Here is a 10,973-nt window from a genome sequence, read left to right on the forward strand (position 1 = left end):
AAATACTGTCAACGATTTCACCGATCTGTGCGGAGTTCTCGCCCAGTTTTTTGACTACCTCAGCAGAATTAGCAACGCTCTTTTCGATATTGTTAATCTTTTCCATGGCGTTCTGCATCAGCTGAGCACCAGTATCTGCAGCTCCGGCCATCTGCTCTGTATTCTCCGTAACACTGCCGGCCTTATCAGTCATTACACTGATATCCCCAAAGGCAGAATCTATACTATGTTTTGCCTCATCCATGCTGGACAGCTGCTTTTCCATACCTCCGGCCACGTCTACAACGGACTGAGCCACATGGGTTGCTGCCTCTGCTGCCTGCTGGGAGCTGGCTGTCAGCTCCTCACTGGATGCTGCCACCTGCTCTGCGGTATTCATGGTCTGAGTTATTATACCCTTCAAATTATGAAGCATGGTGTTAAAGCCTTCTGCCATCTGCCCCAATTCATCCTTGGAATCTACATTCAGAGGATTCAGGCGCAAATTACCCTTGGCCATTTCACTCATATTGGCACCAAGTGCATCGATTCTGGAAACCATGTTGTTTGCCTGATATACAATACTGCCTACGCAGAGAGCAATCATAACAACACAAACAAAAATCATAATTTTGGTAAGAGTGACTGCTGGTGCATTGATTTCTTCCTGTGGCATCTTAATTGCCAGCTTCCAGTTTACCCCTGGTACAGTGGCAAAATACAGATTATTATCATCAAATTCCGTCATGCCACTTTCATTACTGAGCAAAGCTTGAGCTGAAACAGCCAAACTCTTATTTGCATCCTCGGTGATTTTCACGCCATTTTCCACATCGGCAGGATTTTCTGAATATACATAGGTACCATCAGAGGTAACCAAAATTGCTTTGCCATTTTCACCAACCTTGATGCTGGCCATGAGCTCGCTGATTTCTTTGAGGGAGAAATCCACTGTTATACAGCCAACATACTGGCCGGAGAGATCAAAAATAGGTGCGGAACAGGTGGACATAACTACCTTGGAGGTTGGATCATAATATGGATCAGTGATTAAAGCACCCTCCTTGCCTTCCCCCTTGGCATTCTTGTAATATTCCTGAGTAAAATAATTGTACTCAGCATTGCTGTACTCATAGGTTTCCTTAATGGAGCCCCCATCCTTGTACCAATATGGTCCCATATATTCCTGGGACGCATCAAAGGCAAAAGGCTCAAACCAGATACCACTTCCATAGAAGAAATCGTCCTTCTGGATGGTCTTGCCGATAACAGCCTTAAAGGTATCCATCGGAGCATTCTTGTATGTGGCGCCAACGAAACGGGCCGTGTTCACAGCAGTAGAACGGGCCATATTCAGCTTTTCATTAATATAATTTACATTGGCCTTCAGCTCTGAATTCATGGTGTTCTCTATCTGAGTTCCCAAGCTCCCGCTGGAAGACACCACAGATACTATGGTAAGAATAAGCATACCCAAAATTACAACGGGCAGCGTCCCTACCAGCATTTTCCCTTTAATACCCATATTATTGCCTCCTTACATATAGAAAACCGGGTTATAAATTAGTTTTAATTAACTTTTATTAATACAATAGTTTTCTCATGTTACCATATTCCACAAAAAAAAATAAACTCCTGCAAATATTACAGGAGTTTCAAAAATACTAATTTAGTCCCGGTATCATTTTTTCACGCATGGAAGCCGGAATACTAGTGTATATTCAGAATTTAGTTATTCAGATTTAAAATCAGCTTAACAACAATGCATCGGAATTAAGCTCGCTACCCGCAGCCTTCTCAAACATAGCCAGCAGGTCCTTGATGGTGAGGCTTTTCTTCTCATCGCCGCTCACATCAATGAGGATTCTGCCTTCATGAAGCATTATCAGACGATTGCCACAGGCCAGGGCATCCCTCATATTATGGGTTATCATCAAAGTTGTAAGCTTGCGGCTATTTACTATGTTGTTTGTAAGCTCCAGCACCTGGGCCGCAGTTTTTGGATCCAGGGCTGCTGTATGCTCATCCAAAAGTAACAGCTTTGGCTCCACCATAGTGGCCATAAGCAAGGTCAAGGCCTGACGCTGACCACCGGAAAGGAGTCCCACCTTGGATTCAAGACGATCCTCAAGGCCGAGATTCAAGGGCTTCAGCTGCTCGCGGAAATACGCACGCTGAGCCTCCGGGGCACTCCAACGCAGGGTTGGGAACTGGCCACGGCGTGAGGCAATGGCCAGATTTTCCTCTATCTGCATATTGGCAGCAGTACCCATCATAGGATCCTGGAATACACGCCCAATATACTTTGCCCGCTTATGCTCTGGCAGCTTGGTGATATCCTTGCCATCAATAACAATTTTTCCAGCATCCACCTTGAAGGTGCCCGCGATAGCATTCATAAGGGTGGATTTTCCCGCACCATTACCGCCGATTACCGTTACGAAATCTCCTGGCTTCAGGTGCAGCGACACTCCACGCAGGGCCACCTTTTCCGTAATGGTACCCGGATTAAAGGTTTTCTTGATATTTTCAATATTAAGCATCACTCGGCCACCTTTCTCTTTTTCAGCTTAGCCTGACAAAGAGGCATGGAAAGAGCAGCCGCAACCAGAATTGCCGTAAACAGCTTCAAATCGTTTGGTGGCATACCCATCTGCAAAACTATGGCAATAACAGCCCTATATACAATGGAGCCCAAAATTACTGATATCAGGCAGTTTTTGAAGCTACGGGTACCAAACAGCACCTCGCCAATAATAACAGAGGCAAGACCGATAACGATGGTACCGACGCCCATGCCCACATCGGCAAAGCCATTGGCCTGAGCCACCAGAGCTCCCGACACAGCCACCAGGGCATTGGAAATCAAAAGTCCCAAAATAATGGTTACATCAGTATTGATACCATTGGCGCGAATCATGTGGGGATTACAGCCAGTGGCACGAATGGAGGCACCAATTTCTGTACCAAAGAACCAGTAACACAATACACCGGTAAAAACCACCACAGCAGCACCAATTACCAGAACCATATTCCCCAGGGTCACATCAGGAATAGAATACAGGGTAAATACAGTATCTACCTGTAACAAAGACAAATTTGCCTTGCCCATTACGTGAAGGTTTACGGAATAAAGGGCAATCATAGTTAGAATACCAGCCAAAAGGGCCGGGATTTTTAATTTGGTACACAAAAATCCAGTCACAACACCTGCCAGCATACCGGCAAAGGCTGCCACAAAAATGGCAAGAACGGGATTCATACCTCCCAACATACAAGCAGCAGCCACAGCCGCCCCCAAAGGGAAGCTGCCTTCCACTGTCAAATCAGCAATATCCAGCACCCGGAATGTGATGTACACACCGATGGCCAGCAGAGACCACAACAGTCCCTGTGATATAGTAGGAATAATCAGATCCACTTCAATAACCTCAATTCAATACCTCGGCATCCTTCAGCACATCTGCTGGGATGGTGATGCCAAGCTTATCAGCATTTGTCTTGTTGACTACAGCCTTAAGAACCTTTGCAAATTCAATCTTCATATCAGCTGGCTTGGACTTGCCATCAAGGATGTCAGCAGCCATTAAGCCTGACTGACGGCCCAGCTCATAATAATCTACACCGTAGGTTGCAAGACCGCCGGCCTTAACCATGTTGGACTCACCGCAAATAACTGGCTTCTTGGCAGCCTCGGTTACGGAAATCAGGGTTGGCATAGAAGAAGCAATTACATTATCAGTAGGAAGATAGAAAGCATCCACCTTGCCCACAAGGCTCTGGGCAGCCTGCTGAATATCATTTACATTGGAAATGGTAGCTGCCTCAACCTTAAGTCCCTTGGACTCAGCGTATTCCTTCATAGCCTTAAACTGAATCTCGGAATTTACCTCACTGGAGGTATATACACAGCCAATTGTCTTGGCATTAGGACAGAGCTTAATGAGAAGATCCACCTGATCCTTGATAGGATTCATATCGCTGGTACCGGTAACATTACCACCAGGTGCGTCATTGGATTTAACCAGCTTTGCACCCACATAATCGGTAATAGCAGAGCCTACAATAGGAATATCCTTGGTCAAGTTGGCCACAGTCTGGGCAGCCGGAGTTGCAATTGCATAAATCAAATCCACATGATTACTTACAAAACGCTGTCCAATATTCTGCAGATTTGACTGATCGGCCTGAGCATTCTGGTTATCTATTTTCAGATTCTTGCCCTCTTCATAGCCACGCTCCTTAAGAGCATCCCTAAAGCCCTTGTTGGCAGCATCCAGAGCATCATGCTCTACCAGCTGAACAATACCAACAGTTTTTTGACCGGATGAGGCCTGATTATTGGAGCCACAGCCCCCTAAAAGCCCAAAGGAGAACACTGCAGCCATTCCCAGGGCTGCCATTTTCATTTTCTTGGAAAATATCATACATTATCACTCCTAATAGTATAAAAATAAAAAACCTGCCCATATTATACATTATTGTTTCAAAAAAATAAATATTGTTCTCTCAGTAAACACAAAATTATTTTTGATATAGATATATTTTTTTAATTCCTCTAAATATGAACATCTATAAAGTCACATTAAACCCAAAAAAGGACAGCCCGAAAGCTGTCCTTTTCCTGAATAATTATTCAAGCTATGTATTTTACTGTAACAAGGATAACACTGCACTGCTATTCTGATTGGCCTGCCCCAGCATGGACTGGGCTGTCTGCATAAGCACATTGGCCTTGGTATAGGCGGTAAAACTCTTGGCCATATCCGCATCCCTAATAACGGACTCCGCAGATGTTACATTTTCAGTGGCAGTGGTAATATTGGCCGCCGTAAACTCCAGCCGGCTCTCAATGGAACCAATAATGGTCTGCTGTTTCAAGGCACGGCTAATGGCCCTGTCAATAACAGTTATGGCAGAAGTGGCCTTTTGCTGGGTAGCTACGCTGACAGCAGTACCGTCAGCTTTTGTAAGACCTAAAGCCTCACAGCGCATGTCTGCCAAACCAATGCTGATGGTCTGGGAAGCCTTGGTACCTATCTGGAAGTAAGCACTCTTTTCCGGCTCAGAGCTTGCTGCCTCCTTGGCCATGTAGCGAAGCACCATATAGCCCGCTGCATAGGCTTCATCATCGGCAGCATGTTCTGAATCCTGCAAAACACTCTTTAATTTATCCGGGTCGTTGGCCAGCCGCTGAATCTGTCCTTTGCGGTAGTCATCAATACCGTGTACCAGCTCTGCCACGCCTTCCTTAATGTATTTAGGCAGTTTGCTAAAGTTTGTGATATTGGCGGCCATAATGGCATGGGTCATTTCATGGGCCAGGGTACGATCCAAATATAGCTGGTTCGGATTATCCTTCACCGCACCATTTTTATCCGTGAGGTCAAGATTGTTATAGTAATGCATATTAATGGTAAGCTCCAGCTTGGTTGTAACGCCATCACCATCAAAATAGTTTGTTACATAAGCCAAATTATCTGAACCGCTATTATCTTCAAACTTAACATCAATAGATTTGACAGATGTGCCATTTTCCCAGAAATTTAAGGCAAAGGAATCATCCACCAGCCACATGCAGTTGGTGAGCCACTGGCTGTCCAGGGCACCGGCAATAGCCTTTTGCATGTCGTCACTAATATCATCGGGCCAATTCACAGTAAGTCCCCTGATAAAAGAACTGCCCTTGGTGTTGCCACCATAAGATGTCTTTTCTTCCGGCACAACAGATTCCGCGGTTTTTTCCCGCTCACTGCCAGCATCAAGGCCAGTAATGGATCCCGTATCATCATTATTCAAATTGATACCACAAACCTCCAAAAGGTCTCCATTACTATTTCTCATAGCCTCAACGAAGCTATTTATAAGGCTTTCTGCGTCCTGAAACATGCCGCTGGAGCCATATTTTATGGCTGCGTCCAAAGCATCATCAACGTCGGCAAAATTGTGTCCGTCAAGGGAAGCCAGAAAGGAAACTATTGAATCCTGCTGGTCCGCCACAATATTGCCACCCAAGGCTCCGTTTACCAAATACTTTCCATTAAAAGTAACCAGGGCATTATCATCGATCTGGTTCATAAGCTGATCCAGCTCTTTTTGAATAATTGCCCGGTCACTATCCGTATTTGTATCGTTGGCGGCATCAATAGCCTTGGCTTTAAAGGTTCTAAGTGCATCCACCGTGGAGGACACCGCCCCCTCTGCCACCTTCATCATGCTGGAGCCATTCTGGGTATTGACAAGGGTAGCATCCAAGCTCCTTATTTGTACCCGCATCCGCTCACTGATGGCATAGGAAGAAGCGTCATCCGCCGCACTATTGATCTTCATGCCAGAAGAAACCTGCTGAAGCTGCTTGGCAAATTCCTTGCTGTTCCGTCCCAGAACATTTAAGGTATTAATTGCCGACATATTATTCTTAACTACCATGGCCATAGCGTATCATCCTTTCTGCGCTTGCCCCGTGTTGCTGTAGGGAAATCATCCTTGTTCTAGCCATTTAATCCGCAGTAACATACACCACTGCTAATCATGATATCGTAAAATTATTTGATGAACTTAATACACAAAAGCAACACCTCCACAGGTAGTATATTGTACTTAATTTTTGCAGGAAATCTTCCCTATATGGAGAATTATTCCTCATAAATAACTTTTTATCCGATTATGCAAATATATCAAACGAATACTTATAACGCCATTATAACGCCATTGTTCAAATTTTTCTTCAAAGAAGAAAAATCTTCCTATTAGCGTTTCAACGAGGGGGGAGATATGCTCACCACCTGTTAAAGTTTACTTTCCCCCACCTGTAGAGGAAGGGGACATCTTTCACCGAGTTATATTGATATTTGAGAATTGTTGATTTTGTGTGGATGTGTTTGATGGGAGGGCTATTTATGGAAATTGCTTTGGGTTTTATTATATTCCTGCTATGCCTTGTAATCGGTGTAAGATTTGGGGGGCTGGGACTGGCAGCCGTCAGTGGCATCGGCCTGGTAATCTATGTATTCGGTTTGGGCTACAAACCAGGTGTACCACCAAATGACGTAATGCTAACTATTTTGGCAGTTGTTACCTGCGCTGCCTTCTTACAAACCTCCGGTGGCTTGACAGTATTATTGAAGCTGGCCGAAAAAATTTTACGAAGAAATCCCAAAAATGTTACCATTTTAGCACCTATTACCACATGGTTCTTGACTGTTCTTTGCGGCACCGGCCATGTATGCTATACCATGTTTCCAATTATTTATGATGTAGCTATCAAGCAAAATATCCGCCCTGAGAGACCTATGGCAGTATCCTCTGTTGCTGCCCAGATGGGAATCTGCGGTTCCCCGGTATCTGTGGCCATTGTTTCCATAGTGAGCTTCTTGACTATAGCCGGTTATGATATCAGCATTGCCAAGGTTTTGATGGTCTCCATTCCGTCCACCTTCTTCGGTGTGCTGGCAGCGGCTATCTGGTCCATGCGCCGAGGTAAGGAGCTGGAAGATGATCCTGAATTTCAAGCTCTGATTGCTGACCCTGAACAGAGGAAATATGTCTATGGCTCCACCGAGTCCCTTTTGGACAAGGAATTGCCTAGAAGCTACTATATTGCTGTTGGTATTTTCATCGCAGGCATTATTATAATCGCCTTAATGGGCAATCTGCCGGACTATCTGCCTCATTTCTCCGCTGGTACGGGCAAACCAGCCAAGCCAATTTCCATGACTTTGGTAATTCAGATGGTTATGCTGTGTATCGCTTCACTAATATTGTTCTTCTGCAAGGTGGATGCCAAAAAAGTAGCTGATTCCAACGTATTCCGGGCTGGAATGGTAGCCCTGGTATCCGTTTATGGTGTTGCTTGGACAGCCAACACCCTCTTCGCGCATCACATGGATTTTTTGAAGGGCGTATTGATTTCCGCCGTTGCAGTATATCCATGGGCCTATGCCATCATTGCCTTTTTCACTTCAAAGCTGGTTAACTCTCAGGCGGCAGCCATTGCAATAGTGGCGCCTCTGGCTTTGGAGGCAGGGATAGAACCCGTTATAGTTTTATCATTTATTTCCGCCTGCTATGGTTATTTCTTCCTGCCAACGTACCCATCAGATTTGGCCTGTATCGGCTTTGACCGCTCTGGCACCACCAAGATTGGTAAGTACATTCTCAACCACAGCTTCATGATTCCAGGCCTTATTGGCGTTATCACCGGCTGCTGTGTTGGTTATGTAATCGCTCATGCTATAATTTAAGCCCCATCTCATATAAAAAGACACACCTAAAATTATTAAGTGAATTTAATATTTAAGGCAATAAAGGCCACCTACTTTATGGTAATTCATCATCCATACAAGTCGGTGGCCTTTTTTACTTGTAAACATACTTTTTTGTCAGTAACTTACTTTTATTAACCAGCATATTACCCGTATTATTCTGCAGTTTCCCCGTAGGCGATCTGCTCTTTATCAAATTTTCTGGAAAATAGTATCCAAATAATAGTTATATAAATAAGGAACTGCCCAATGGTCACGGCGCAATCGAAAAAGCCTGCTCCCCTAAACACTATATCACGAATAAATTTAAACTCCCAAGTTAAAGGGAATATCTGGTTAATCCAGTGCACCCAGTCAGGCATCATTGTCATGGGCACACCATAGCCACCAAAAATAAATCCCCCTGGCACGAATAAAATCATTCTACTGGAAGCCGCCCCTGGATTGGCTGCAGACCAGCCCATAAATACGGAAATCATCCCCAGCATTATTATATACAGGCTTTGAACGGCGAAATACAGGATTATATTTCCGGAAAAGTTAATGTCACCCCAAAAACGCAGTACCACAAGACCAATAAAATTGGCAATAAGCCAGCAGGCGCAATAGGGCAATATACGTTCTATAAGGTCATAGGCAGTCCCCAGCTTAAAATGAAGCTCCAGCTTGCCCTCCTGTCTCAGACGTGGCACCATGCCCAAGGTGGCAAAGGCAAAAAACATTGAGGAAAAAAATATCAAAAACCCCGTTACCTCGCCATTACTAGCAGACTCTGCAGGATTAAAGAGCGAGCGGGAAACCAGCATTGTGCCTCCCCTTATGGTATCACCTGTACCAAGACTTGGATTGTTTAAGTCCGCAATAATCTCATTGAGGGCCTCCCTTACACCGCTTAAGGCTGAGGAGCTGGTATTATCATAAAATACACCGATGTCGGCCCGCTCCCCATTATAATGATTTTTCTCAAGTCCCTGAGGCAAATACACTACCGCATAGGCCTTATCACGATACATAAGCTCATTTGGCTCTGCAGGGGTATTTACCACAGCTGTGACAGAAATGAGCTGGGAATTATTAAGATAGTCAATAAGTTCATGACTGTAATGGGAATTATCTAAATCAATAACCGTAATTGGAGTATCCTTGGCGTAATTCAGTCCCAGCATAACACTGAAAATCACCGTTATAACTAAGGAAACCATTATGGATACCTTTTCATAGGGCATACCATTGCCAGAGAGAAGATGTTTTAATTCGTCCCGAAAAGCCTTCATCTCATCTTCACTCCCATCGTCATGCCAGGAAGAATTTCTCCTGTAGGCTCAAGGTAAATACGCATCTGGAAGGATGTTAAATCCGCCTGGCCCTTTTCACGGGTCATACGCAAATCCGCAAATCCAGGGGCCTGGGTAAGCAGACGAATAGTCCCCTTGACCTTTTTCTTACCAGCTACGGAGATGGCTTCAATTTCATCTCCCTCCTTATATTTATCAACCTTTTCCTCACTTACATAAATATCAAAATAGTAACGGCTGCTTTCCATAAGAAGTACCGGCGTATTAGGAGCAATCATTTCACCCTCTTTAGCCAGAATCTTTATAATCTTGCCGTCCTCAGGTGCCCTAAGGGTCAAACGCTCCTTTTTAACCTTTAATTCCTTAAGCTGAACCTCCAGGCCTTTCAACTGCTGGTTCAATGCCTCCACATCATTTAGTTTGTTGGCTGCTGTCTGACGCTCCAGGGCAATGGTTGGCAAATGTATGGAATCTGTATCGCCATTATCAGTTGTACCTGCCAATAATTTACTTAAAAGCTGCTTTTGCTGCGCCACATTAGCAGTATTTACCTGCAATGAGGTCTGGGCTGCGTCCAGATCTGCTCTGGAAATGGCTCCTACCTCAAAAAGCTGAACCTTGCGATTATAATCTAAAGATGCATTGTTATAATTAGCCTCTGCCGCATCCACCGCTGCTTTCTGCTGGTCAATCTGACGGAAGCTCTGCTGCTCGTTGGTATCTGCCCGGGACATGGCAATATTGACGCCACCACCAGCCGACTTTATCTGAGACTCCATCTGGGCAATCTGGGCTTCCAATTTAGCAATGGACAAATCCACATCGGTACTGTCAAGCACCATCAGCACATCGCCTTTTTTCACCTGGTCGGCCTCTTTGACACACTCTTTTACCATCCTTCCGCCTACATTTTCAAAGGAGAGTTTAATTTGTTCGGCGGTTAAAATTCCCTCTTTTTTCTCAGTGGCCAATACTAACGCATCATTACCCGTGTACATCAAAAGCAGTCCTGTAACCACCATTACCACAGCAAAAATCATGCCGAATTTCTTTGCCCTTAATTTCTTATCCATCTTTACCTCCATTTTCCCAAATAAAAAACCGGCCATACATTACCCATGGCGACTACAATTTCCGTCCCTGTAGTCCCCTGGCATGTATTAGCCGGTGTTATTTCCCATAACGGGCGACGCGATTAAACGCAATATTTATTTAAGTCTTGGTTATCTTACGACAAAATTTACAAATAGTCAAGAATTTTATGGTTAGTTGTTTTTCATTATTAAATGTCTGAATGCCCATCGAAATTCGTTTCAGGCAATATTTAGATAACAATAATACATTGTAATTTAAAAAAATAAAGTAATACTTATCAAATTTATGTAATACTTTCTGTTAAAAGACGTACGTAAATATGCTAACAATATCTTCATTT

At 44.2% G+C, this 10,973-nt stretch carries 8 protein-coding genes and 1 pseudogene; 1 reads left to right on the plus strand and 8 read right to left on the minus strand.

What is annotated here, in order from left to right; genetic code table 11:
* From ACKI5G_RS07105 to ACKI5G_RS07130, 6 genes and pseudogenes are all read right to left on the minus strand, one after another.
* Nucleotides 1-1,504, minus strand: a 1,504-nt coding sequence (locus ACKI5G_RS07105) for a methyl-accepting chemotaxis protein (protein ID WP_407398967.1), incomplete at its 3' end; no start/stop codon positions are given.
* A gap of 223 nt (nt 1,505-1,727) precedes the next feature.
* Nucleotides 1,728-2,522, minus strand: a complete 795-nt coding sequence (locus tag ACKI5G_RS07110) for an ABC transporter ATP-binding protein (protein WP_407398969.1) — start codon at nt 2,520-2,522, stop codon at nt 1,728-1,730.
* Entirely contained in the window at nt 2,522-3,400 is an 879-nt protein-coding gene (locus ACKI5G_RS07115) for an ABC transporter permease (protein WP_407398971.1), read from the minus strand. Before ACKI5G_RS07115 ends, ACKI5G_RS07110 begins: the two co-directional genes overlap by 1 nt.
* A gap of 10 nt (nt 3,401-3,410) precedes the next feature.
* Nucleotides 3,411-4,406, minus strand: a complete 996-nt coding sequence (locus ACKI5G_RS07120) for an ABC transporter substrate binding protein (protein WP_407398973.1) — start codon at nt 4,404-4,406, stop codon at nt 3,411-3,413.
* Nucleotides 4,407-4,629: 223 nt separating this feature from the next.
* Complete coding sequence (locus ACKI5G_RS07125; RefSeq protein ID WP_407398981.1) at nt 4,630-5,868, minus strand: flagellin; 1,239 nt, start codon at nt 5,866-5,868, stop codon at nt 4,630-4,632.
* A gap of 126 nt (nt 5,869-5,994) precedes the next feature.
* A pseudogene (locus tag ACKI5G_RS07130) lies at nt 5,995-6,414 on the minus strand (flagellin); the annotation flags it as partial.
* A gap of 464 nt (nt 6,415-6,878) precedes the next feature.
* On the opposite strand from ACKI5G_RS07130, the gene ACKI5G_RS07135 reads away from it, so the two are divergent.
* The gene (locus ACKI5G_RS07135; RefSeq protein ID WP_407398975.1) at nt 6,879-8,222 is read left to right on the plus strand and encodes an anaerobic C4-dicarboxylate transporter; all 1,344 of its coding nucleotides are present in this window, start codon (nt 6,879-6,881) and stop codon (nt 8,220-8,222) included.
* 176 nt (nt 8,223-8,398) lie between these two features.
* Here ACKI5G_RS07135 and ACKI5G_RS07140 read toward each other — a convergent pair whose 3' ends face one another.
* Together ACKI5G_RS07140 and ACKI5G_RS07145 are read right to left on the minus strand one after the other, a co-directional pair.
* Nucleotides 8,399-9,517 (minus strand): ABC transporter permease, encoded by a 1,119-nt coding sequence (locus ACKI5G_RS07140; protein ID WP_407398977.1) that lies wholly within the window; start codon nt 9,515-9,517, stop codon nt 8,399-8,401.
* Nucleotides 9,514-10,611 carry an HlyD family secretion protein gene (locus tag ACKI5G_RS07145; protein ID WP_407398979.1) on the minus strand — a complete coding sequence of 366 codons (1,098 nt, stop codon included), beginning with the start codon at nt 10,609-10,611 and terminating at the stop codon, nt 9,514-9,516. The genes ACKI5G_RS07140 and ACKI5G_RS07145 overlap by 4 nt, the downstream gene beginning before the upstream one ends.
* Nucleotides 10,612-10,973 lie beyond the last annotated feature (362 nt).

Source organism: Anaerovibrio sp., from assembly GCF_045637405.1.
Classification (GTDB): Bacteria; Bacillota; Negativicutes; order Selenomonadales; family Selenomonadaceae; genus Anaerovibrio.

Bases quoted from the DNA above. Each gene is read 5' to 3' on its own strand.
- ACKI5G_RS07110 (WP_407398969.1), bottom strand. From the start codon at position 2,522: ATGCTTAATATTGAAAATATCAAGAAAACCTTTAATCCGGGTACCATT.
- ACKI5G_RS07120 (WP_407398973.1), bottom strand. From the start codon at position 4,406: ATGATATTTTCCAAGAAAATGAAAATGGCAGCCCTGGGAATGGCTGCA.
- ACKI5G_RS07125 (WP_407398981.1), bottom strand. From the start codon at position 5,868: ATGTTTCAGGACGCAGAAAGCCTTATAAATAGCTTCGTTGAGGCTATG.
- ACKI5G_RS07135 (WP_407398975.1), top strand. From the start codon at position 6,879: ATGGAAATTGCTTTGGGTTTTATTATATTCCTGCTATGCCTTGTAATC.
- ACKI5G_RS07140 (WP_407398977.1), bottom strand. From the start codon at position 9,517: ATGAAGGCTTTTCGGGACGAATTAAAACATCTTCTCTCTGGCAATGGT.
- ACKI5G_RS07145 (WP_407398979.1), bottom strand. From the start codon at position 10,611: ATGGATAAGAAATTAAGGGCAAAGAAATTCGGCATGATTTTTGCTGTG.